Consider the following 23,708-nt stretch of genomic DNA (forward strand, 5'->3'; position numbering starts at 1 on the left):
CGTCTCAGCGGGTCTCGTCCGCGACGAAGCGCCCGGATTTCAGCGCCTCCTGCCAGAAGTCGGCATCCGCATAGGCGGTGGGATCGGCGACGCCGGCGAGGTGAAATGCCTCGCGCCGTTCCACGCAGGTGCCGCACCGGCCGCAATGCATTTCCCCGCCCTTGTAGCAGGACCATGTCCGCGCAAAGGGCGTGCCGTTGCCGGCACCGTCGGTGACGATGTCGGCTTTCGAGCGCTCGACGTAAGGCGCATAGAGCGTCACCGCGGCATAGCCGTCGAGCGCATGGTCCTGCATCGTCTGGAACGACCGGATGAAATCGGGCCGGCAGTCGGGATAGATGAAGTGATCGCCGCCATGGACGGCGACGGCCACCGCGTCCAGTGTCTGCGCGGCGGCGAGCCCGAAGGCGATCGTGAGCAGGATGGCATTGCGGTTCGGCACCACCGTCGCCTTCATCGTCTCCTCCGCATAATGCCCCTCCGGCACCGCGATGTCGTCGGTCAGCGCCGAGCCGGTGAGATGCGCGCCGATCGGCCCGATGTCGATCAGATGATGCGGCACGCCGAGCCTGCCTGCGGCCTCCGCCGCATAATCGAGCTCGCGGCGATGGCGCTGGCCGTAATCGAACGACAGGAGGCAGGCGAGCTGATGATCGCGCGCCACGTGATGGGCGAGCGTGACGGAATCCAGTCCGCCGGAGCAGACGACGAGCGTTTTCATGGACGTGGTTTCCTTTTTTTGACCCGGTATTTTGACCGGGTGTTTCGACCGGGTGTACTAACCGGATGTTTTGGCCGGGGTGGGCTGCGACCGGTGCCATGAGGCCGGCGCACCGACGCCGTCCTCGACGCGGACAGTGCCGTATTCGCGCCCGGCAATAAAGTTCGCAACCGGTCAAGGCCGGCGCATTTTCCCGGGCCCGGCACGCATCAGGCGGTCACGCCCCGCCCTTCTCGCCTGACCCTCTCGCCCCACCCCTCTCGCACCACCCCTCTCGCACCACCCTTCTCGCACCACCCTTCCCGCCCTGCCCTCACGCCTCACGCCGCATTGGTCATCCGGTCCCCCGTGACGCGGTAGGAGATGGCTTCGGCGAGATGCACGCGGCCGACCCTCGGGGCGCCGTCGAGATCGGCCAGCGTTCGGGCCACCTTCAACACGCGATGATAGGCGCGGGCGGAGAAGGCCATCCGTTCGGCGGCATCGCGCAGGAGCTGAAGGCCCGCCGCATCCGGCTCGGCCATCGCCTCGATCATCGCCGTGGTCGAGCGGGCGTTCGACGTGATCTTCGGCATGCCGAAGGCGATGAAGCGGTCGATCTGGAGGGCGCGGGCCTGCGCGACGCGCGCGGCGACGACGGCGCTGGTTTCGGCCTTTGCCGGGCGGATCAGGTCGGCGGCCGACACGGCGGGAACGGAAATGCGGATGTCGATCCGGTCCATCAGCGGGCCGGAAATGCGCGCCTGGTAATCGCTCGCGCAGCGCGGGCCGCGGGCGCAGCTGTGCCCCGGCTCGCCCGCCATGCCGCAGCGGCAGGGGTTCATGGCCGCGACCAGCTGGATGGCGGCGGGATAGCTGATGCGATGATTGGCCCGGGCGATGATGCATTCGGCCGTCTCGAGCGGCTGGCGCAGCGCGTCCAGCGCCTGCGGCGTGAATTCCGGGACTTCGTCGAGGAACAGCACGCCGTTATGCGCGAGCGAGGCCTCCCCCGGCCGGGCGCGCAGGCCGCCGCCGACGAGGGCCGCCATGGTGGCGGAATGGTGCGGCGTGCGGAAGGGCCGCCGGTCCGAGAGCTTGCCGCCCGGCAGCTGCCCGGCGATCGAGTGGATCATCGACACTTCCAGGAGTTCCCCCGGCGACAGCGGCGGCAGGATGGAGGGCAGGCGCGCGGCCAGCATCGATTTGCCCGAGCCGGGCGGGCCGACCATCAGCAGGTTGTGGTTGCCGGCCGCAGCCACTTCGAGCGCGCGCTTGGCGCTTTCCTGGCCCTTGATGTCGGCGAGATCGGGCAGATTGGCGGGGGTCGCGCGGATCGCCGGCTCCGGCCGCGTCAGCACCTGCGTGCCGCGAAAATGGTTGGCGAGCGCGATCAGGCTGCGCGGCGCGAGAATGTCGATCTCGGCACCGGCCCAGGCCGCCTCCGCGCCGCTGTCGGCCGGGCAGATCAGGCCCTTGCCGATCGCGTTGGCCCCGATCGCCGCCGGCAGCGCGCCGGCCACGGCCGCGATCGTGCCGTCGAGATTGAGCTCGCCGATGACGACATAGTCCGAAAGCGCATCCGAGGGGATCGCCCCCAGCGCCGCCATCAGCCCGAGCGCGATCGGCAGGTCGAAATGGCTGCCCTCCTTCGGCAGGTCGGCCGGCGCAAGGTTGATGGTCACGCGTTTTGCCGGCAGGGCGAGGCCCGAGGCGTGAAGGGCGGCGTGCACGCGCTCCCGGCTTTCGGCCACCGCCTTGTCCGGCAGGCCGACGATCTGCACGCCCACCTTGCCCGGCGCGACCATCACCTGCACATCGACCGGCACACCCTCGATGCCCTGGAACGCCACCGTGCTGACCCGTGCCACCATGTTCCCGCGTCTCCGTTGCCGCTTCTCCGCTCGATGTCTTTATGAGACCTCTCTCACATGACACATCGAAAAGAATAAAACAAGAACATCGGACGAACGATTGCAATCGCACATATCGAAAAGGTTGCAATTCCTGCAACCCGGCCCCGGATCGACGCTTCGGGCTCAGGCCCGCTTGCGTTCGATCGCGTCCCAGAGCACAGCGGCGATGTCGGCCCCGCCGAAGGCCTTCACCTCGCGGATGCCGGTCGGCGAGGTCACGTTGATCTCGGTCATGACGTCGCCGATGACGTCGATGCCGACCAGCAGGAAGCCGCGTTCGCGCAGCGCCGGGCCGATGCGGGCGCAGATCTCGCGCTCGCGCGTCGTCAGCTCCGTCGGCTCGGGCTTGCCGCCGGCATGCATGTTGGAGCGGGCATCGTGCTCGGCGGGCACGCGGTTGATCGCGCCCACCGGCGCGCCATCGACGAGAATGATGCGCTTGTCGCCCTTGCGCACGGCCGGCAGGTACTCCTGCGCGATGAAGGGCTCGCGGAACATCTGCCCGAACATTTCGAGCAGCGAGGACATGTTGCGGTCGTCGCGGGTGGAATGGAACACGCCGGCGCCGCCATTGCCGTAAAGCGGCTTCAAGATGATATCGCCCATTTCCTCGCGGAATTTGGCGATTTCGGCGGCATCGCGGGTGATCAGCGTCTTCGGCATCAGGTCCGGAAATTCGGTGACGAAGATCTTTTCCGGCGAGTTGCGCACCCAGGCCGGGTCGTTCACCACCAGCGTCTTCGGGTGGATGCGCTCCAGAAGATGGGTCGAGGTGATATAGGCCATGTCGAAGGGCGGATCCTGGCGCAGCAGCACCACATCCATGGTGGAAAGATCGAGCCGCTCCGGTTCGCCGAGCGTGAAATGGTCGCCCTTCACGTCGCGCAGCGTCATCTGCTGCGCCGTGGCATAGACCTGCCCGTCGCGCATCGACAGCCGGTCCGGCGTGTAGTGAAACAGCCGGTAGCCGCGGTTCTGCGCCTCCAGGCTCATCGCAAAGGTCGAATCGCCCGCGATATTGATGGTGGAGACGTGGTCCATCTGAACCGCGACGTTGCGAATTGCCGTCCTGGTGGCTGCCATTGTCTTCCCCTGTCACCGACCCGCCGCTGTCCGGCGGGCCTCATGACGTAGGATGCCGGGGCTGCAAAGGCAACGGCCGAACGCGGCGCGGGCTTGCGAAAATGGTCCCCCTCTCGGCCCGTTCCACACCTCGGGCCCGCACGTCATGCCGGCACGTCAGGCCGCGAGCGCGGCCTTCGGGGCTTCGCCCCGCAACAGATCGCGCAGGCGATAGGCGAGCACCACGGATTCGGGGAATTTCTTGCGGCAGAAGGCGATCTTGCGGACATAGGTGTCGATGCGCCAGTTGGCCCAGGTGCCGCCGTTGAAGAAGCCGATATCGCCGGCCCGCAGGGTCCGCTCGGTGCCGTCCTCGGCCGTCACGTGCACCTCGCCCTCGAGGATGACGACGGTTTCGTCCCAGCCGAAATACCAGTTGAATTCGCCGGCCGTGCAGTCCCACATGGCGGTCACGGCGGCATCGTCGTGGCTGCGGGAATGCTCGGCCGCCCGCGCGACCGGCGTGCCGGACACGATCCAGTCCGGATTGATCGGGGCGGGCTGCATCGGCAGTTCGATCGCCGGCGAGGCGATCATCGCCTGCTTGCTGCGGGCTGCCTGCCGCGCCGCCACGAATTTCGGCCCGAGCTTCGGCAGAAGCGGCGCCGCCCGCACCGCCACCGTCATGAATTCCGCAAAAAGCATCTTCAGCGCCATCTTGTCCCCCTGGCAAAATCGTCCATCCTCACATCGTGAACGATAGGTCGGAAAAACAGCGTTGAACAGATCGCTCACATTTGAGTGAAAAACAGGATTCGACCGTCGTCCGGCCCCCTTTCCGGCATTTTCCGGGCCGTTAGAGGTGCCGCCCCTCCGCCGAATGGTCGTTCATTCGCCTTAGGGCGGTGGCCGGATGCCTTGCAGAGACGCGCATCCTGGTTTTCGGCGCAAAGAATCCCGCCGACCTCCGCTTTAAAGCGGCCTTGCCTGCATCATTTAGAATGAAACCAAAAACACCATGAGGACCCGCCATGCCGCACCGCGCCCGTCTCTTCGCCACCCGTCTCTTCGCAAGGGGCCTCATCGCCCAGAGCCTCGTTGCAGGAGGCCTCGTTGCAGGAAGCCTTGTCGCTGGGAGCCTTGCATCTCCCGCTGCCGCTCTCGCGCAGGATGCGCCCTATGTCGACGATCGCTCGGATGGCGCGAAGCTCGTCCAGTCGCTCTACAACGCGATCGAACGCAAGGAATATGCCCGCGCCTATGCCTATTTCGGCGACAAGCCGCCGGCCGGGGATTATGCGAGCTTCGTCGAGGGCTACAAGAAGACGGTCGATGTCGAGGTGAAGACGGGCGTCGTGACGCAGGAAGGCGCGGCCGGCAGCCTCTATGCGCCGGTGCCGGTCGCCGTGCGCTCGGTGGACAAGGACGGCAAGGAGCGCATCTTTGCCGGCTGCTACGTGACCCGCATCGTCAATGCCGCCATCCAGGAGCCGCCCTTCACGCCGCTGCACATCGAGAGCGCGGAACTCGAAGAGGTGAAGACGCCCTTTGACGCGTCGGTGCCGAAGGTCTGCCACACCCCCTCGTAAGCGGGGTCACATCCCCGCGCGGCGGCGCTCCAGAAACTGACGGCGCTCGAACAGCACGACCACGACGAGCGCCATCAGAAACGGAATGACGAGGTAGAACAGCCGGAAGATCACGAGCGCTGCCAGCACCGAGGCCGGATCGACCTCCGGCAGCGCGGCGATGAAGATCAGCTCGAACACGCCGATGCCGCCCGGCGCATGCGAGAGCAGGGCCGCCGAAAATGAGGCGAGGAACACGCCGAGCACGACCATGTAGCCGGGATTGCCCGCCACCGGCAGCGCGAAATAGATGATCGCCGCTGCGCCGATCAGCTCGACCGGGGCGATGAGCAGCTGGCGGACGGCCAGCGTCGGCCGCGGATATTCCAGCCGAAACCATTTCGTGTGGATCGGCCGGAAGCCGATGAGGCTCCCCAGAAGATAGAGCGAGATCAGCGCGAGGATCAGCAGCGCGGTCGAAATCGAGGCCTCGATCGGAATGACGGCCGAGAACCGATCGACGATCTCCGGTTCGATCAGGAGCACGATCGCCGACAGCGTCAGCGTTCCCAGCACGAAGGTCAGCGAGCAGAAGGCGACGAGAATGCCGGTCTCGCTGACGCTCAGGCCCCTCGACCCATAGGCCCGGTACCGCACCACGGCGCCCGAGAACACCGATGCGCCGATCGTGTGCGACAAAGCGTAAGCGGTAAACGAGCAGACGGTGATGAAGGTCAGCGACAGGCGACGCCCGAGATGTTCGAGCGCCAGATGATCGTAAGCGGCAAGCGCGGCATAGGCGACCAGCGTCGCGCTCGCAGACAGAAGCCAGCTGCGCAGCGGCACGGCCTCGAAGCGCGTCAGGAAGTCGTCGAGCGAGAGGCCCCGCAGCTCGTGATAGAGGCCGTAAAGCGAAAACAGGATAGCCGCGAGCCCGACGGCCGGCCAGATCAAGGCACGGATCGTCTTCATGCAGGTCTTTTTCGGTCCGGCGGAAGCAGTCTCGACGTCATATGGGTCATGAGACCATCGCCACCCGGCCGGGTCAAGGGCGTCCCGGCCGGCGGCGCCTTCACAATCTTGAGAGATTTCAATGCGTCAGCTCGCCTCTCAGCGTGCCGCGGCCAGCGCGTCGAGAATGCGGACCCAGGAGCGGATGCCCTTGTGGAAGGATTTCAGGTCGTATTTCTCGTTGGGCGAGTGGATGCGGTCGTCCGACAGGCCGAAGCCGACCAGCAGCGATTCCATGCCCAGCATCTTCTGGAAATCGCCGACGATCGGGATCGAGCCGCCCATGCCGATGATCACGGCGGGCTTCGGCCATTCCTCCGACAAAGCCGACTTCGCCGTGTTGAGCAGCGACGAATCGTAAGGCAGTTGGATCGCCGGCGAGCCGCCATGTTCGTGGAATTCGACCGAGCAATCGGCCGGAATGCGGGCGCGGACATAATCGCGGAAGGCCGTGCGGATCGCGTCCGGGTCCTGCTGGCCGACGAGGCGGAAGGAGATCTTGGCCGATGCCCTGGCGGCGATCACCGTCTTGAAGCCCTCGCCGGTATAGCCGCCGGTGATGCCGTTGACCTCGGCCGTCGGGCGTGCCCAGGTGAGTTCCAGCACAGAGCGGCCCTGTTCGCCCGCGGGAATGGCCAAGCCGATCTCGCCCAGCATCTTTTCCGCCGTCTGGCCGAGCGTCTCCCAGGCCGCCTTGATCTGCGTCGGCGTTTCCTCGACGCCGTCATAGAAGCCGTCGAGCGTCACGCGGCCGGTGTCGTCGTGAAGCCCGGCCAGGATGCGCGCGAGAATGTGGATCGGGTTGGCGGCGGCACCGCCGAACTGGCCGGAATGCAGGTCGCGGTCGGCCGCGGTCACCACGATCTCCTCGCCCACGAGGCCGCGCAGGCCGGCCGAGATCGCCGGCGTATCGCCGTCCCACATGCCGGTATCGCAGACCAGCGCATAGTCGGCCGTCAGCTCCTTCGCGTTGGCGGTCAGGAACGGCTTCAGCGACGGCGAGCCGGATTCCTCCTCGCCTTCGAACAGGATGGTGACGCGGCAGGGCAGGCTGCCATGCGTTTCCTTGTAGGCGCGGCAGGCCTCCACGAAGGTCATCAGCTGACCCTTGTCGTCGGAGGTGCCGCGACCGGTGATGACCTTTCTGCCAGGCGACAGCTCGCGCACCGACGGCGTGAACGGGTCCGTGTCCCAGAGCGACAGCGGATCGACCGGCTGCACGTCGTAATGGCCGTAGAACAGCACATGCGGGGCGTCGGCGCTCGCGCCCTCGTGATGCGCGACGACCATGGGATGGCCGGGCGTATCGCGCACCGAAGCCTGAAACCCGAGGCTCTCGAGATCCGCCACCAGCCACGCGGCCGCCTTGCGGCAGGCATCCTTGTAGGCGGGATCGGTGGAGATGGAGGGGATGCGCACGAGGTCGAAGAGCCGTTCCAGGCTGGCGTCGAGATTGCTATCCGCCTTGGCGAGAACGCCGGTGATGTCGGTCATGTGGCACTGCTCCTTGAAGATCGGCCCGGTATATCGGCCCCGTATATCGGCGCGACCCTACTCAAAAATTCCCGCTTGGGAAGACCCGCATCTCGACGCAAGGCCTCGATGGGCCCTTGCCTCGACAGGCGCTTTGCAGGAACGCGTCACCGGACACGTCAACGGGAGAGGTCGGGGAGAGGTTCCCGCCCGGTGTCCGCCTCCGCGCCGGACCAGGCCTCTGCCTCGGGCTCTGCCTCTGCCTCTGTCTCCGTCTCTGGAGCGGCCCCGGAGAGCGGCAGCGGCGCGGCATTGGCGATCGCCATGCGCATATATTCGAGCATCAGCTCCCGCTCGAAGCGGCGGAAGCCGGTAAAGAGCGCATCGTCGGCCGCCTGCGCGGCGCCCCTCGCCGCGCCTTCGAGCGCGCGTCCGTGTTCGGTGAGGAAGATCTGCTGCGCCCGCCGGTCGGTCGGATGCGGACGCCGCGCGACCAGCCCGTCCCGTTCCATGCGCGAGAGCGTGTTGGCGATCGTCGCCTGCTCGGCATCCAGCCGGTCGACCAGCTGGCGCTGGGTCAGCCCGTCCGCGCTCCACAATTCCGCCAGCACCGGATACTGCCCCGGCGCAAAGCCGAGCGCGCGGCCCCTCTCCTGCAGCTGGCGGGAGAAGCATCTGGCCAGCAGGCTGGCGAGATAGGTGGCGGACTCCATGCGGTCGTAGGCCATAAGAATGGGTACGCCCGCCCAGGCAGGGTGACAAGATGAAGCCGGTGCCGGACACGGAAAAAACCGGCATGCCCCATAAAAGAAAAACCGCCATGCCCCGTAAACGGAAAAACCGCCATGCCCCATAAAGAAAAACCGCCATGGCGGAGGCGGGCCATGACGGTTTTTGATGATGGACAAAGGCCCGGAGAGGGGGGTTAGGCCTTTGTCCTGCATCTGGGTTCGGCGGGGGACAGGCCTTGACCAGATGACGGCGCTTGACGCTGCCGTTGACCTCAATTTGTGGGTCCGAATGTGGCTTTTCAAGGGAAAGACGGGGCACGCCTGATTACAATTTGGTAAGGTTTGCGAAGGATGCCGCTCGCCTCCGGCAAACAGGGGGCGATGGTGCCGGGCGCATCGCCCGCGCGGCTTGCCCGATGGACCTTTCGCGCCCGTCGCGCTATCCGTGTCTCTATGAAAAAAGGCGATCATCTCTTCCTCGTGGACGGTTCCGGCTTCATCTTCCGGGCCTTCCACGCCATCCCCCCGCTGAACCGGAAATCGGACGGCCTGCCCGTCAATGCGGTCTCGGGCTTCTGCAACATGCTGTGGAAGCTTCTGACCGACGCGCGCGACACCTCGGTCGGGGTCACCCCGACGCATTTCGCGGTGATCTTCGATTATTCGTCCAAGACGTTCCGCAACGCTCTCTACGACAAATACAAGGCCAACCGCACGGCCCCGCCGGAAGACCTGATCCCGCAATTCGGCCTGATCCGGCATGCGACGCGCGCCTTCAACCTGCCCTGCATCGAGATGGAGGGGTTCGAGGCCGACGACCTGATCGCCACCTATGCCCGCATGGCGGAAGAGGCGGGCGGCGACGTCACCATCGTCTCCTCCGACAAGGACCTGATGCAGCTGCTGACGCCCTGCGTCTCCATGTATGACAGCATGAAGGACAAGCAGATCGGCATTCCCGAGGTCATCGAGAAATGGGGCGTGCCGCCCGAAAAGATGATCGACCTGCAGGCGCTGACCGGCGATTCGACCGACAACGTGCCGGGCATTCCGGGCATCGGCCCGAAGACGGCCGCGCAATTGCTGGAGGAATTCGGCGATCTCGAAACGCTTCTGGCCCGCGCCGGCGAGATCAAGCAGGTCAAGCGCCGCGAGAACATCCTCGCCAATGCCGATCTCGCCCGCCTGTCGCGCGAACTCGTGACGCTGAAGACCGACGTGCCGGTGGAGACGCCGCTCGACGCGCTCGACCTGCATCCGCAGGACGGGCCGAAGCTCGTCGCCTTCCTCAAGGCCATGGAATTCACCTCGCTCACCCGCCGCGTGGCGGCGGCGACCGAGACGGATGCCGAAGCGGTGACCGCCGCACAGATCCCGGTCGAGGGCGGCCCGCAGGCGCACGGGCCGGATCTCGATCCGGGCGAGGCGGCCGCACAAGCCGCGGCACCGGCCGCGCCGGGCGCGCCCGAAACCGCGCAAGAAGCGGCCAAGATTCTGAGCCAGGCGCCCGTCCTTCCCGTGGAGACCGGCGCGACGCCGCAGGCGCTCGCCCAGTCCCGGGCCGAGACCTTCGCCACCGCGCCCATCGACCGCTCGGCCTATGTGACGATCCGCGACATCGCGACGCTGGAGCGCTGGATCGCCGCCGCCCGCGAGGCCGGCCTCGTCGGCTTCGATACGGAAACCAATTCGCTCGACGCGATGCAGGCCGATCTCGTCGGCTTCTCGCTCGCCATCGCCGACAACACGCGCGATCCCTCGGGCACCGCCATCCGCGCGGCCTATGTGCCGCTGCTGCACAAGAGCGGCGTCGGCGATCTCCTGGGCGGCGGTCTGGTGGAAAACCAGATTGCGAGCGGACAGGCGATCGATCTCCTGAAGACGCTGCTCGAAGACCCCGCCGTGCTCGTGGTCGCCCAGAACCTCAAATACGACTATCTCGTCATGAAGCGGCACGGCGTCGAGATCGCCCGTTTCGACGATACGATGCTGATGTCCTACGTGTCGGATGCCGGCGCCAACACGCATGGCATGGATGCGCTGTCGGACCGCTGGCTCGGCCACCAGCCGATCCCCTTCAAGGACGTGGCCGGCAGCGGCAAGTCGATGGTGACCTTCGACTACGTCGATATCGACCGCGCCACGGCCTACGCCGCCGAGGATGCCGACGTGACGCTGCGGCTCTGGCACGTGCTGAAACCCCGGCTTGCCGCCAAGAAGCTCCTGCGCGTCTACGAGCGGCTGGAGCGGCCGCTGGTGCCGGTGCTCGCCCGCATGGAGGAACGCGGCATCTCCATCGACCGGCAGATCCTGTCGCGGCTCTCCGGCGAACTCGCCCAGGGCGCGGCCCGGCTGGAGGCCGAGATCCATGCGCTCGCCGGCGAAAGCTTCAACATCGGCTCGCCCAAGCAGCTCGGCGACATCCTCTTCGGCAAGATGGGCCTGCCCGGCGCGTCGAAGACCAAGACCGGGCAATGGTCGACGTCGGCCCAGGTGCTCGAAGAGCTCGCGCTCTCCGGCCACGACCTGCCGCGCCGCATCGTCGACTGGCGCCAGCTGACCAAGCTCAAATCCACCTACACCGATGCCCTGCCCGGCTTCGTGCACCCGCAGACGCGGCGCGTCCACACCTCCTATGCGCTGGCCGCCACCACCACGGGCCGGCTGTCCTCGTCGGAACCCAACCTGCAGAACATCCCGATCCGCACGACCGAAGGCCGCAAGATCCGCACGGCCTTCATCTCGACGCCCGGCCACAAGCTGATCTCGGCCGACTACAGCCAGATCGAGCTGCGGGTGCTCGCCCATGTCGCCGATATTCCGCAGCTGCGCCAGGCCTTTGCCGACGGCATCGACATCCACGCGATGACGGCGTCCGAAATGTTCGGCGTGCCGGTCGAGGGCATGCCGAGCGAGATCCGCCGCCGGGCGAAGGCCATCAATTTCGGCATCATCTACGGCATCTCCGCCTTCGGCCTTGCCAACCAGCTCTCCATCGAGCGCTCCGAGGCCGGCGACTACATCAAGCGCTATTTCGAACGGTTTCCCGGCATCCGCGACTATATGGATGCGACCAAGGCGTTCGCGCGCGAAAACGGCTATGTCGAGACCATCTTCGGCCGCCGGGCGCACTATCCCGACATCCGCTCGTCCAACCCCTCGGTGCGCGCCTTCAACGAGCGCGCCGCGATCAACGCCCCGATCCAGGGCTCGGCCGCCGACGTCATCCGCCGCGCCATGGTGCAGATGGAACCGGCCCTGGAGGCCGCGAAACTGAGCGAGCGCTGCCGCATGCTGCTGCAGGTCCACGACGAACTGATCTTCGAGGTGGAGGACGCCGAGATCGACAAGGCCATCCCCCTCATCGTCACCACCATGGAAAACGCCGCCCTGCCGGCGCTGGACATGCGCGTGCCGCTGAAAGTCGACGCCCGCGCCGCGCACAACTGGGACGAGGCGCATTGAACCGTGCATGATCCCACAGGAGCCGCCATGTCCCTGCCCGCCTTCCCCGTCTTCGACCTCAGTCGCTTCGAGCAAGCGGAAGCAGAGGAAAAACAGCGGCTCGGACGCGAGGTGGATGCGATCTGCCGCGAAACCGGCTTCCTCGCGATCCGCGGACACGGCGTCTCTCAAGACGTCATCGACGATGTCTGGGACAAGGCCCGCGCCTTCTTCGACCTTCCTGCGGAGACAAAACAGGCCGTGCGGGCGCCCTACAAAGGCTACCCTTACGGCTATCTCGGGCCGGAGCTGGAAGCGCTCGCGAAATCCCGCGACGTCGACAGTCCGCCGGACCTGAAGGAAAGTTTCAACGGCGGACCTCTCGCCCGGCCGCCGTCGATCACCGACCCCGAGGCGCTCGCCTTCTGCTATGCGGACACCCTCTGGCCGGACGCCCCACAGGGCTTCAAGGCGGCGTGGACGGCCTATTACGGCGCCATGGAGGACCTTGCGGCCCGGATCATGCGGCTCTTCGCCGTCGCGCTCGATCTGCCGGACACCCACTTCGACGGCTTCATCACCACGCCGATCAGCGCGCTGCGCGCCCTCAACTATCCGCAGCAGCACGTCGCGCCGAAGCCCGGCCAGCTTCGCGCCGGTGCCCACACGGATTACGGAAGCCTGACGATCCTGCTGCCGCAGGCCGGATCGCGCGGGCTGGAGATCCTCTCGCCCGATGGCAGCTGGACCGGCGTTCCCCCGACCCCGGGCGCCTTCGTCATCAATATCGGCGACCTCATGGCGCGCTGGACCAACGACCGCTGGGTCTCCACCCTGCACCGCGTCGTCAATCCGCCGCCCGAAGACGGCGGCCTCGACCGCCGCCAGTCCCTCGCCTTCTTCCACCAGCCGAACTGGGACGCCGACATCACCGTGCTCGACGCAACCCTCCGCCCCGGCGAGACCCCGCGTTACGCCCCGGTCCGATCCGGGCCGTATCTGATGGGAAAATTCAAGGCAACGTCGGCCTGAGGCCGGCCATCGGTCTTGCGCAAGGCGGATGCCATCGGGCAAGGCATCGCCGGGGCAGATCCGCACAATCTTGACGAACCGGAGTGGTTCACGAATAATCATTGTGAACCACAGGAGCGAATGATCATGACGGCATTCACGGTGCGGCTGCCGGATGAAACGGCGGCGAGGCTCGACCAGTTGGCCGAAAAACTCGATCGGTCTCGCTCCTACATGGCCGCACAGGCGATCGAGGACTTCATCGCCCGCGAGGAATGGCAGCTTGCCGACATCGAAACCGGATTGGCGGAGGCCGACCGAGGAGAGTTCGCAAGCTCCGATGACGTGGCGAAGATTGTCGCGAAATATGTCCCCTCTGCCCGCTCGTGATGAGCCGAAGACCTCTGCGTTGGACGCTGCGGGCATTGCGGCGACTGGACGAGATCGGCGCCTATATCCAGAGAGACGATCCGCTTGCCGCCGCCCGCGTGGTCTCCCGGATCCTCTCTGCGGCAGACGCCCTGGCGGAGCAGCCTGCCATGGGGCGCATGGGCCGCATCAAAACAACGCGGGAGCTGGTCCTTCCGGATATCGCCTACATTCTGGCGTATCGCGTCGTGCAGAATGAGATCCACATCCTGACCGTGCTGCATGCCTCACAGGATTGGCCGCGATCTCTGTAGGAAAAACCGTCCCGTGTTTCCAAACTCGCTCAAACCGCCTGCGCATCCCCGCGGCGAAAGCAGCCGAAGAGGCGGGAGAGGCCCTGGCGGCCTTCTTCGGCGAGGTCGAAGCGGCGGCCGAAGAGGAGCCATTCGCTGCAGAGGCCCTTGATCATCCAGCGCAGTGCGCGGGCGGCGCTGGAGGGGGTCCAGGCGCGGCTGAGCGCGCCGCGGGAGGCCGCCTTGCCGAAGGCGTCCTCGAGGAACCGCGTGTGCTCGTCGTCGACTTCCTGCTGGCGTCCGAGAACCGGGGCGAGGTCGCTCGTATAGTCGCAGCGCAGGAGGATGGTCAGGATGCGCTGGCGCTGCTCGTCGGAGGCCATCGCGTCCAGCCACTCGCCGGCCACCTGCTCGATATGGGCAAGGATGTCGATGCCGATATTCTCGATCTCGTCGCGCAGCAGCGCCTCGTCGGGCAGCGGCACCGCCTTGTAGAGTTCGAGGAAGATGTCGGCCTTGTTCTGGAAATGCCAGTAGATCGCGCCGCGGGTGACGCCGGCGGCCGAGGCGACATCCTCGAGCGTCGCGTTGGAAACGCCCTTCTCGAAGAAGACATGCTCCGCCGCCGCCAGAATGCGGCTGCGCGTTTCCTCTGCTTCCGCCTTCGTCCGACGCATGGGTTTCTCCCGCCTCCCCGAGGAGCCGACCGGGGTCCCGGCCCGTCGCGAGACGAGCCGGGACCGCGATCACTCGGCCGGTGTGGGTCCAGCGGCGTGACCGGATGCCGGTGCATGCGGGCCCTCGACGCTCTTGCCCTCGCCGCTCTTGCCCTGGCCGCTCTTGCCTTTGCCGCGCTGAAAAATCTTCATCACGAAGACGAAGAACACCGGCACGAAGAAGACCGCGAGAATCGTCGCCGAGATCATGCCGCCGAGCACGCCGGTGCCGATGGCGTTCTGGCTGGCCGCCGAAGCACCGCTGGCGATCGCGAGCGGCACGACGCCGAGCGTGAAGGCGAGCGAGGTCATGAGGATCGGCCGGAAGCGCAGATGCGCCGCCTCGATCGTCGCGTCCATCAGCGACTTGCCGGCCTCCATCTGCTCCTTGGCGAACTCGATGATCAGAATCGCGTTCTTGGCCGAGAGGCCCATGATCGTGATCAGGCCCACCTTGAAGTAGACGTCGTTGGACATGTCGCGCAGCAGCACGGCGATGACGGCGCCGATGACGCCCAGGGGAACCACCAGCATGACCGAGATCGGGATCGACCAGCTTTCATAGAGCGCGGCGAGGCACAGGAAGATCAGCAGGCAGGACAGGCCGATCAGAAGCGGTGCCTGCGAGCCCGACTGGATTTCCTCGCGCGACTGGCCGGACCATTCATAGGCAAAGCCCGAGGGCAGTTCGCCCATCAGCCGCTGCATCTCCGCAATCGCCTCGCCCGAGGAATGGCCCGGCGTCGCCTGGCCCGAAATGCGGATGGACGGGTAGCCGTTGTAACCGACGGTCTGCGCCGGACCCATCTGCCACTCGATAGACGAGAAGGCCGACAGGGGCACCATGCCGCCATTGGTGTTGCGCACGTTGAGCGTCAACAGGTCGGAGGGCTTGGTGCGCTTGGCCACGTCGGCCTGCACGGTCACGCGCTGCAGACGTCCCGAATTCGGGAAGTCGTTGACATAGGTGGAGCCGAGATTGGTCGAGATCGTGGCGTTGATGTCGGCGAAGGCGACGCCGAAGGTGTTGGCCTTTTCGCGGTCGACGATCAGGTTCAGCTGGGCGACGTCCGGCAGGCCGTCGACGCGGACGCCGGCGAGAATCGGGCTCTGCGCGGCAAGGCCGAGCAGCTGGTCGCGGGCGGCGGCCAGCGCCGTGTCGCCCTGGCCCGCACGGTCCTGAAGCCGGAACTCGAAGCCGTTGCTGGTGCCGAGCCCCTGGATCGGCGGCGGCGACAGCGCGAAGGCGATCGCGTCGCGGATCTGGCTGAAGGCGATCGAGGCCCGCATGGCGATCGCGGAGGCGGCATCGTCCGGTCCGCGATCCGCCCAGTCCTTGAGCGTGATGAAGGCGAGCGCGGCGTTCTGGCCGGAGCCAGAGAAGGAGAAGCCGTTGACGGCGATGATGCGCTCGACGGCCCCTTCCTTGCCGAAGAAGCCTTCCACCTGCTGGATGACCTCGGTCGTCCGGTTGGCGGTGGCTTCCGAGGGAAGCTGCATGGAGACGATGATGTAGCCCTGGTCCTCGTTCGGCAGGAAGGCCGAGGGAAGACGCGTGAACAGATAGCCCATGGCGGCGACGATGACGAGGTAGACGAGGATGAAGCGCCCCGTCCGCTTGATCATCCAGGCGACCCAGCCGCTATAGCCGTGCGAGGTCTTGTCGAAGCCGCGGTTGAACATGCCGAAGAAGCCGCGCTTCTGCTGGTGCTGGCCCTTGGGGATCTGCTTCAGGAAGCTGCCGGCGAGCGCCGGGGTGAGCGACAGCGCCAGAAACGCCGAGAACAGGATCGAGGTCACCATGGTCAGCGAGAACTGCTGGTAGATGACGCCGACCGAGCCCGGGAAGAAGGCCATGGGAATGAACACGGCGGAGAGCACCAGCGTGATGCCGATGACGGCGCCGGTGATCTGGCCCATCGCCTTGCGGGTGGCTTCCTTGGGGGTCAGCCCCTCTTCCGTCATGATGCGCTCGACGTTCTCGACCACGATGATGGCGTCGTCGACGAGGATGCCGATCGCCAGCACCATGGCGAACATGGTCAGCACGTTGATGGAGAAGCCCGCGACATACATGACGGCGCAGGTGCCGAGCAGCGCGACCGGCACGACGATCGTCGGGATCAGCGTGTAGCGGATGTTCTGCAGGAACAGGAACATCACGAGGAAGACGAGCGCCATCGCCTCGAGCAGCGTGTGAATGACCTTCTCGATCGAGACCTCGACGAAGGGCGCGGTATTGTAGGGAATGGAATATTCGACGCCGGCCGGGAAATAGCCTTTCAGCTCTTCCATCCGCTCCTCGATCAGCGTCGCGGTGTTGAGCGCGTTGCCGGTCGGGGTCAGCTGCACGGCGATGGCGGCCGAAGGCTTGCCGTTGAGGCGGGTCGAGGTGTCGTAGCTCTGGCCGCCGACCTCGATGCGCGCGACGTCGCGCAGGCGCACGGCCGACCCGTCGGGATTGGCGCGCAGCACGATCGCGCCGAACTCTTCCGGCGAGGACAGCTGGCCCTTGACGAGAACCGGGGCGGAAACCTGCTGGGTGATCGGGTTCGGCTGGGCGCCGATGGAGCCGGCCGCGATCTGGGCGTTCTGCGCCTGGATGGCGCTGGTCACGTCGCCGGCCGTCAGGTTCAGGCCGACCATCTTGTCGGGGTCGATCCAGACGCGCATGGAGCGTTCGGAGGAGAACAGCTGCGCCTGGCCGACGCCCTCGATGCGCTGGATTTCATTCAGCACGTTGCGGCTGAGATAATCCCCGAGGCCGATCGCGTCCATCGATCCGTCGGTGGAGGTGAGCGAGATGATCAGGAGGAAGCCGGAACCGGCTTCGTCGACCTGGATGCCCTGCTGCGTCACCGCATCGGGAAGACGCGGCTCGACGCGGCGCACGCGGTTCTGCACGTCCACGGCCGCATCGCCCGGATCGGTGCCCGGCGCGAAGGTGACGTTGATGGAGACGGAGCCGGCGGCGTTCGAGGTGGACTCGAAATACTGGAGCCCTTCGATGCCGTTCAGCTCGTTCTCGATCAGCTGCGTCACGCCCTGATACGTCTCGGTGGACGACGCACCGGGATAGGTGGCGGAGATGCTGATCTGCGGCGGCGCGACGCTCGGATACTGCGCGATCGGCAGGAAGGGGATCGCGATGATCCCGGCGATCATGATGAAGAGGGCGACGACCCAGGCGAAGATGGGCCGGTCGATAAAGAAACTGGGCATGGACCGTCCTTAATTCGCTTGTGCGGGCTGTGTGCCGCCGTTTGCAGCGTCTTTGCCTGCATCTTTACCAGCGTCTTTACCGGCATTGGCGGCAGGGGTCGCGCCGCCGCCTTCGGGCACGGCGGGCTTGTCGGCGGAGGCCGGCGCGCCGGTCTGGTCGCCGCTGGCCGGCGTCGTGCCGGCGGGCGCGCCTTCCGGCTTCGTGGGCTCTGCAGGGGCCGCCTCGCCGTCCGGCTTCGGCGGTGCCGGGTTCCAGTCGACGGCCTTCACGGGGGCGCCGGGGCCGACCTTCTGGAAGCCCTCGACGATGACCTTCTCGTCGGCCTTGAGGCCGTTGGAGATGACCCAGCGGTCGCCGACCACGCGGCTCGTCGTGACCGGACGGATCTCGACCTTGCTCTCGCCATCCACGACATAGACGAGCGCCTTGCCGGCGGTGTCGCGCTGGATGGCCTGCTGCGGCACGGCGATGGCGTTGCGCTCGATGCCCTGCTGGATCAGGCCGCGGACATACATGCCGGGCAGGAGGTCGCCGTTCGGATTGGCGAATTCGCCGCGAAGCGTGATCTGGCCGGTGGTTTCATCGACGGCGGCTTCCGAGAAGAGCAGACGGCCCTTTTCCGGATAGGGCGTGCCGTCGTCCAGCACCAGCTGGGCGGCCGCCTCGTTGGCATCCGTCATCAGCTGGCCGTCCTGCAGCGCCTTGCGCAGGCGGATGACGTCGGTCGCGGTCTGGGTGAAGTCGGCATAGACCGGATCGAGCTGCTGGATCGTCGCGAGGTTTTCCGTGCCGTTCTGGGTGACGAGCGCGCCCTCGGTGATCAGCGCGCGGCCGATGCGGCCGGTGATCGGCGCGGTCACGTTGGTATATTGCAGGTTCAGCCGGGCGGAGGCGACGCCGGCGTCGGCGATCGCCACATCGGCATCGGCCTGCGCGAGCAGCGCGACCGCGTCGTCGAAATTCTGCTGGGTCGCGACATTGGAGCGGCGCAGCTGCTCCTGGCGCTCGGCCGTGTTGCGGGCCTGCTGCTGGGCGGCGCGCGCCCGGGCGAGCGTCGCCTCGGCGCTGTCCACCTGCACCTGGAAGGGTTTGGGGTCGATGCGATAGAGCACGTCGCCCTGCTGCACCGTGGTGCCCTGCTCGAACACGCGCTCGACCACGATGCCGGAGACGCGCGGGCGGACTTCCGCCGTGCGGGTCGCGGCGATCCGGCCCGGAAGCTCGTTGGTGATCGGCAGTTCCTCGGTCTTCGTGGTGACCACCGCGACCTCGGAGGGCGGCCGCTGCGGCTGCCCCTCCGCCTTCTGCTCCTCCTGCTGGCAGGCACTCAAGAAAGCCGCGCTGATGACGAGGGCGGCGAGCGTCAGACGATTGGTCCGCATGAAAAGGTCCCACGAAAAAGACCGGCGCGCGCAGGATATCTCGAAGGAAATCATGGGCGTCGGCCGGAGGATACAAAATCAGACAGCGACCTCCGAGAGAAGGATCCGGCAAAAGGGTTCAGCCGGGACCGTTCGAAAGGCAGGTCGCTTTATACAAACACGATTGTATGTATCGGGACGGACGCCGTCAAGATGATGCGGCGCACAATTCCGTGAAGCCTTGAAAAGCGAAACTGTGAATTAGAGCCCGGTCGATCCGAAACCACCCGCGCCGCGCGCCGTCTGCGACGCTGCCGTCTCCTCCCTGACGAGAGCCTGCGTCACCGGCGCGATCACCATCTGGGCGATACGCATGTCGCGCGTCACGGTGAAGGGCTCGGTGCCGTGATTGATCAGGAGCACCTTCACTTCGCCGCGATAGTCGCTGTCGATCGTGCCTGGCGTGTTGAGGCAGGTGACGCCGTTCTTGAAGGCGAGCCCCGAGCGCGGCCGCACCTGCCCCTCGAAGCCGTCGGGGATCTCGAACACGAAGCCGGTCGGCACCAGCGCGCGCGCGCCGGGTAAGATGACCAGCGCCGCGTCCGCCGCCACCGCGGCGCGCAGGTCCATGCCGGCCGCGCCTTTCGTCTCGTAGGCCGGCAGCGCCAGGCCCTCCCCGTGCGGCAGGCGGATCAGGGCGAGAACGGGAGGGGAGATGTCCGGCATGGGCGGCGCCTTCACGAAGCTTTCGAGGGGATCACGGCCGTCAATTGCATATCGGCCGCCATATCGCTAGATAAGCGTCGAAAACAGGACACTCCCCATGGCTGAAACGCTTGCCGATGCGGTCTCCCGCCGCCGAACCTTTGCGATCATCGCGCACCCCGACGCGGGCAAGACGACGCTGACCGAAAAGCTGCTGCTGTTCGGCGGCGCGATCCAGCTGGCCGGCGAGGTCAAGGCGAAGAAGGACCGCATCCAGACCCGGTCGGACTGGATGAAGATCGAGCGCGAGCGCGGCATCTCGGTCGTCACCTCCGTCATGACCTTCGAATATGACGGCAACGTCTTCAACATCCTCGACACGCCCGGCCACGAGGATTTCGCCGACGACACCTATCGCACGCTGACGGCGGTGGATGCGGCGGTGATGGTGATCGACGCCGCCAAGGGCATCGAGCCGCGGACGCTGAAGCTGTTCGAGGTTTGCCGCATGCGCGACATCCCGATCATCACCTTCATCAACAAGATGGACCGGGAAAGCCGCGATCCGTTCGAGATCCTCGACGAGGTCGAGGAGAAGCTGGCGCTCGACACGGCGCCGATCACCTGGCCGATCGGCCGGTCGAAGACCTTCTGCGGCTCCTATTATCTGGCCGAGAACACCGTGCGCGGCGCAGACACGCAGGTCGAGGCGCTGAAGGTCAACGGCCCGCAGGCGGTGGCCGACCGGCTGCCGGAAAACGAGCGCGCCGCCTTCATCGAGGAGACGGAGCTGGCCATCGAGGCCTGCCGCCCGTTCGACCGCCAGGCCTTCCTCGAAGGGCACATGACGCCGGTGTTCTTCGGCTCGGCGCTGCGCAATTACGGCGTGCGCGACCTCATCGATGCCTTGGGCGCCATGGCGCCGCCGCCGCGCGATCAGGTCGCCGATATCCGCACGGTGCATGCGAGCGAGGACAAGATGACGGCCTTCGTCTTCAAGATCCAGGCCAATATGGACCCCAACCACCGCGACCGCATCGCGTTCGCGCGCATCTGCTCGGGCAAGCTGGAGCGCGGCATGAAGGCGCGGCTTGCCCGTACCGGCAAGCAGCTCGGCCTCACCGCGCCGCAGTTCTTCTTCGCCTCGCAGCGCCAGCTCGCCGATACGGCCTACGCCGGCGACGTGGTTGGCATCCCCAATCACGGCACGCTGCGCATCGGCGACACGCTGACCGAGGGCGAGAACCTCGTCTTCCAGGGCGTGCCGAACTTCTCGCCCGAGATCCTGCGCCGCGTGCGGCTGGAGGATGCCATGAAGGCGAAGAAGCTCAAGGAAGCCTTGCAGCAGATGGCCGAGGAAGGCGTCGTGCAGCTGTTTTCGCCCGAGGACGGCTCCCCCGCCATCGTCGGCGTCGTCGGCGCGCTGCAGCTCGACGTGTTGAAGGAGCGGCTGCAGGGCGAATACGGCCTGCCGGTCTCGTTCGAAATGGCCCGTTTCTCGATCTGCCGCTGGGTGTCTTCCGACACGCCGGGCGAGCTCGACCGCTTCATCACCGCCCGCCGCGGCGATATCGCCCGCGATCTCGATGGCGACCCGGTCTTCCTCGCCCAGGACGGTTTTTCGCTGAATTACGAGGCGGAGCGCTGGAAGGCGATCAAGATGGTCGCCATCAAGGAATATCACGTCGCCAAGGCGGCGTGATCTTCGATCGGGCGTCTCCGATCAGGCCTTCATGATCAGGCGAACATGATCAGGCGACCAGGTCCTTGAGGAAATCGTCGCACCAGCGCACCACGTCGTGCTCGTTGAGATAGTCCATCATCTTGCCCCAGCGCTCCTGCCGCTCGGGCAGCGGCATGGAGAGCGCCCGCGCGATGGCATTGGCCGTGCCCTCGATATCATAGGGGTTGACGAGCAGCGCGCTGTCCAGTTCGCGGGCCGCCCCCGCAAAGCGCGACAGCACCAGCACGCCCGGATCGTCCGGGTCCTGCGCCGCCACATATTCCTTGGCGACGAGGTTCATGCCGTCGCGCAGCGGCGTGACGAGCCCCACCTTCGCCATCCGGTAGAGACCGGCCAGAATCGGCCGCGAGATCGAGCGGTTGATATAGCGGATCGGCACCCAGTCGACCGTGCCGAGCGCGCCATTGACGCGGCCGGCCTGCTCGGCCACCGTGCGCTGCATCGCCTCGTATTCCGGCACTTCGGAGCGCGATTTCGGCGTCACCTGCAGATAGGTCACCTTGCCCTGCTGGCCGGGATTGCCCTCGATGAAGCGCTCGAAGGCATCGATGCGCTGGGTGATGCCCTTGGAATAGTCGAGCCGGTCGACGCCGATGATCAGGTCGCGACCCTCGATGCTGGCGGCGGCCTTCTTCACCATCGCATGCGAGGCGCTTTTCCGGGCAAAGCTCGCAAACGCCCTGGTCTCGATGCCGATGCCATAGGTGCCGCCCTTGAAGATTCGGCCATGCGCGCTGTAGCGGCCGGGCGCGATCTCGTTGCCGATGCCCTCGCGGCGCAAGCCTCCGGCGAAGTTTTCGAGATCGTGATCCGTCTGGAAGCCGATCAGGTCGTAATGCGACAGCCCGCGCATGATCTCCTCATGCACCGGCATGGCAAACAGCACGTCGGCCGGCGGCCAGGGGATGTGGAGGAAGAAGCCGATCCGGTTCCGGATGCCCATCTGGCGCAGCTCGGCGGCGAGCGGGATCAGGTGATAGTCGTGGATCCAGATGACGTCGTCCGGCTGCAGCATCGGCGCCAGCCGATGGGCGAAGAAGCGGTTGACGCGGAAATAGCCGGCCATTTCCTTGCGGCCATATTCAGCGAGATCCAGCCGGTAATGGCAGATCGGCCAGAGCACGCGGTTGGCGAAACCGAAGTAATATTCCTCGACATCCTTGTCGGTAAGGTCCGTCAGCGCATAGGTGATCTTGCCGCGATCCTTGAGGTCGAGCGCTTCCGGCTCCTTCGTCCCACTCGATTTTCCGGACCAGCCCATCCAGATGCCGCCATGCTCCTCGAGCGCAGCCTGCAGCGCGACGGCAAGACCGCCCGCCGGGGCATCGCCCGCTTTTTCCGGCACCGGCACCCGGTTCGACACGACGATCAGACGGCTCAAGATGGTTTCCTTTCGAATGTCCGTGAGTCGCCTGCGCGGCGGATGGCGCGATTGGCCCTCCGATCGGCCACAGGCCAAGTCACAGGCCAAGCCACAGCACAGGCGGGCCTGTCGCCGCTCATGCCTTGCCCGCGCGGGCCAGCGCCGTCAGGGCGTCGCGCACCGCCTGCGCCGAGCCGATGGTGGCCTGCGCCTGCGTCTCGAAGCCCGGCTCTCCGACCCGCAGCGACAGGCCGCCGGCCGCGTTCGCCACCTTGAACATGGCCTCGTCGGTCACGTCGTCGCCGATCGCCAGGGGCTTGCGCCCCTCGAAGGGCGGCTGCGACAGGAAGGTCATGACCGCACCCCCCTTGCTCGCCGTGGACGGGCGGAGTTCTACCACCATCTTGCCGAATTGCAGGCCCCACCCTTCGCCGATGGCGACGGAGGCGCGCCGCATGACATGCTCGACATCGGCACAGCGCTCCGGCGCCAGCCGGTAGTGCAGCGCGACCGCCGCGCCCTTGTCCTCGAACAGCACGCCCTCCCAGTCCTTGACGGTGCGGGCCAGCTCGTTCTTCAGCGTCACGAAGGCCGGCGTGATCTCCGGCCGCGTGATCGCGCCCGACTGGTCGCGCAGTTCGGCGCCATGCAGGCCGGCAATGGGGAAGGTCGCGGGATCGAACAGCACGTCGGCATAATGCAGCGCCCGCCCGGTCACCAGCGCGAGCGCACCGCCTAGCCGATGGGACAGGGACATGAGGGTCGAGGTCAGGTCCGGGGGAACGACGATCGCGTCCGGCGTCTCCGCGAGATCGACCAGCGTGCCGTCGATATCGAGGAACAGGGCCCAGTTGTCGGGCTCCGCGGCGATGCGGGCAAACATATCGGTCAAGACGCCCAGAAGCGGCGCGTCCTGCGGGGTCGAGACGCCCGGATCCGGTGTGAACAGGGTTTGGCTATCGTTTGGCATGAGGCTCTAGTTAGGTCGCCACCTCCCGGTGACAACCCTGTCGCCGGT

At 66.4% G+C, this 23,708-nt stretch carries 18 protein-coding genes and 1 pseudogene; 6 read left to right on the forward strand and 13 right to left on the reverse strand.

All coding sequences use genetic code 11. The features are described 5' to 3' along the window. Window positions 1-4 precede the first annotated feature (4 nt). The 4 genes from queC to ASG39_RS13500 form a co-directional block, all read right to left on the reverse strand. A complete protein-coding gene (queC, locus tag ASG39_RS13485; protein ID WP_062595459.1) occupies window positions 5-721 on the reverse strand; it encodes a 7-cyano-7-deazaguanine synthase QueC in 717 nt (238 codons plus the stop codon). Window positions 722-1,041: 320 nt separating this feature from the next. Next, entirely contained in the window at window positions 1,042-2,574 is a 1,533-nt protein-coding gene (locus ASG39_RS13490; protein ID WP_062595460.1) for a YifB family Mg chelatase-like AAA ATPase, read from the reverse strand. Between the two features lie 165 nt (window positions 2,575-2,739). Further along, window positions 2,740-3,699, reverse strand: a complete 960-nt coding sequence (gshB, locus tag ASG39_RS13495; protein WP_062595461.1) for a glutathione synthase — start codon at window positions 3,697-3,699, stop codon at window positions 2,740-2,742. A gap of 156 nt (window positions 3,700-3,855) precedes the next feature. After that, window positions 3,856-4,395: a cupin domain-containing protein gene (locus tag ASG39_RS13500; protein WP_062595462.1), complete on the reverse strand. Its 540-nt coding sequence runs from the start codon at window positions 4,393-4,395 to the stop codon at window positions 3,856-3,858. 314 nt (window positions 4,396-4,709) lie between these two features. Here ASG39_RS13500 and ASG39_RS13505 point away from each other — a divergent pair, with 314 nt between their 5' ends. Further along, window positions 4,710-5,267, forward strand: a complete 558-nt coding sequence (locus tag ASG39_RS13505; RefSeq protein WP_244481225.1) for a hypothetical protein — start codon at window positions 4,710-4,712, stop codon at window positions 5,265-5,267. A gap of 6 nt (window positions 5,268-5,273) precedes the next feature. On the opposite strand, the gene ASG39_RS13510 is transcribed toward ASG39_RS13505, so the two are convergent. The 3 genes and pseudogenes from ASG39_RS13510 to ASG39_RS13520 all read right to left on the reverse strand — a co-directional run. After that, window positions 5,274-6,218 carry a lysylphosphatidylglycerol synthase domain-containing protein gene (locus tag ASG39_RS13510; RefSeq protein ID WP_062595463.1) on the reverse strand — a complete coding sequence of 315 codons (945 nt, stop codon included), beginning with the start codon at window positions 6,216-6,218 and terminating at the stop codon, window positions 5,274-5,276. 138 nt (window positions 6,219-6,356) lie between these two features. After that, window positions 6,357-7,751, reverse strand: coding sequence for a dipeptidase (locus tag ASG39_RS13515; RefSeq protein ID WP_062595464.1), 1,395 nt, complete (start codon window positions 7,749-7,751; stop codon window positions 6,357-6,359). A 284-nt stretch (window positions 7,752-8,035) separates the two neighbouring features. Next, a pseudogene (locus tag ASG39_RS13520) lies at window positions 8,036-8,458 on the reverse strand (MarR family transcriptional regulator); the annotation flags it as partial. Between the two features lie 456 nt (window positions 8,459-8,914). On the opposite strand from ASG39_RS13520, the gene polA reads away from it, so the two are divergent. The 4 genes from polA (at window position 8,915) to ASG39_RS13540 (ending at window position 13,599) form a co-directional block, all read left to right on the forward strand. Beyond that, complete coding sequence (gene polA, locus ASG39_RS13525) at window positions 8,915-11,926, forward strand: DNA polymerase I (RefSeq protein ID WP_062595465.1); 3,012 nt, start codon at window positions 8,915-8,917, stop codon at window positions 11,924-11,926. Between the two features lie 27 nt (window positions 11,927-11,953). After that, window positions 11,954-12,937 (forward strand): 2-oxoglutarate and iron-dependent oxygenase domain-containing protein, encoded by a 984-nt coding sequence (locus ASG39_RS13530; RefSeq protein WP_062595466.1) that lies wholly within the window; start codon window positions 11,954-11,956, stop codon window positions 12,935-12,937. Window positions 12,938-13,060: 123 nt separating this feature from the next. Further along, window positions 13,061-13,306, forward strand: a complete 246-nt coding sequence (locus ASG39_RS13535) for a CopG family ribbon-helix-helix protein (RefSeq protein ID WP_162242435.1) — start codon at window positions 13,061-13,063, stop codon at window positions 13,304-13,306. Continuing rightward, window positions 13,306-13,599 carry a type II toxin-antitoxin system RelE/ParE family toxin gene (locus tag ASG39_RS13540; RefSeq protein WP_062595467.1) on the forward strand — a complete coding sequence of 98 codons (294 nt, stop codon included), beginning with the start codon at window positions 13,306-13,308 and terminating at the stop codon, window positions 13,597-13,599. Before ASG39_RS13535 ends, ASG39_RS13540 begins: the two co-directional genes overlap by 1 nt. A 29-nt stretch (window positions 13,600-13,628) precedes the next feature. On the opposite strand, the gene ASG39_RS13545 is transcribed toward ASG39_RS13540, so the two are convergent. The 4 genes from ASG39_RS13545 to dut all read right to left on the reverse strand — a co-directional run bounded on the left by ASG39_RS13545 (window position 13,629) and on the right by dut (window position 19,604). Continuing rightward, complete coding sequence (locus ASG39_RS13545) at window positions 13,629-14,255, reverse strand: TetR family transcriptional regulator (RefSeq protein ID WP_062595468.1); 627 nt, start codon at window positions 14,253-14,255, stop codon at window positions 13,629-13,631. Between the two features lie 69 nt (window positions 14,256-14,324). Continuing rightward, on the reverse strand, window positions 14,325-17,516 hold the full coding sequence (locus ASG39_RS13550; protein ID WP_082477227.1) for an efflux RND transporter permease subunit: 3,192 nt from the start codon (window positions 17,514-17,516) through the stop codon (window positions 14,325-14,327). Window positions 17,517-17,525: 9 nt separating this feature from the next. After that, on the reverse strand, window positions 17,526-18,899 hold the full coding sequence (locus ASG39_RS13555) for an efflux RND transporter periplasmic adaptor subunit (protein WP_082477246.1): 1,374 nt from the start codon (window positions 18,897-18,899) through the stop codon (window positions 17,526-17,528). Between the two features lie 240 nt (window positions 18,900-19,139). Then, window positions 19,140-19,604: a dUTP diphosphatase gene (gene dut, locus ASG39_RS13560; protein WP_062595615.1), complete on the reverse strand. Its 465-nt coding sequence runs from the start codon at window positions 19,602-19,604 to the stop codon at window positions 19,140-19,142. 97 nt (window positions 19,605-19,701) lie between these two features. Between dut and ASG39_RS13565 the strand changes: the two genes are divergently transcribed. After that, the gene (locus ASG39_RS13565; RefSeq protein ID WP_062595469.1) at window positions 19,702-21,285 is read left to right on the forward strand and encodes a peptide chain release factor 3; all 1,584 of its coding nucleotides are present in this window, start codon (window positions 19,702-19,704) and stop codon (window positions 21,283-21,285) included. A 49-nt stretch (window positions 21,286-21,334) separates the two neighbouring features. Here ASG39_RS13565 and otsA read toward each other — a convergent pair whose 3' ends face one another. Beyond that, window positions 21,335-22,708, reverse strand: coding sequence for an alpha,alpha-trehalose-phosphate synthase (UDP-forming) (otsA, locus tag ASG39_RS13570; protein WP_062595470.1), 1,374 nt, complete (start codon window positions 22,706-22,708; stop codon window positions 21,335-21,337). Window positions 22,709-22,826: 118 nt separating this feature from the next. Next, the gene (gene otsB, locus ASG39_RS13575) at window positions 22,827-23,660 is read right to left on the reverse strand and encodes a trehalose-phosphatase (protein WP_062595471.1); all 834 of its coding nucleotides are present in this window, start codon (window positions 23,658-23,660) and stop codon (window positions 22,827-22,829) included. Between the last annotated feature and the right edge of the window lie 48 nt (window positions 23,661-23,708).

The organism is Rhizobium sp. Leaf371 (assembly GCF_001424045.1).
Taxonomy (GTDB): domain Bacteria; phylum Pseudomonadota; class Alphaproteobacteria; order Rhizobiales; family Rhizobiaceae; genus Ferranicluibacter.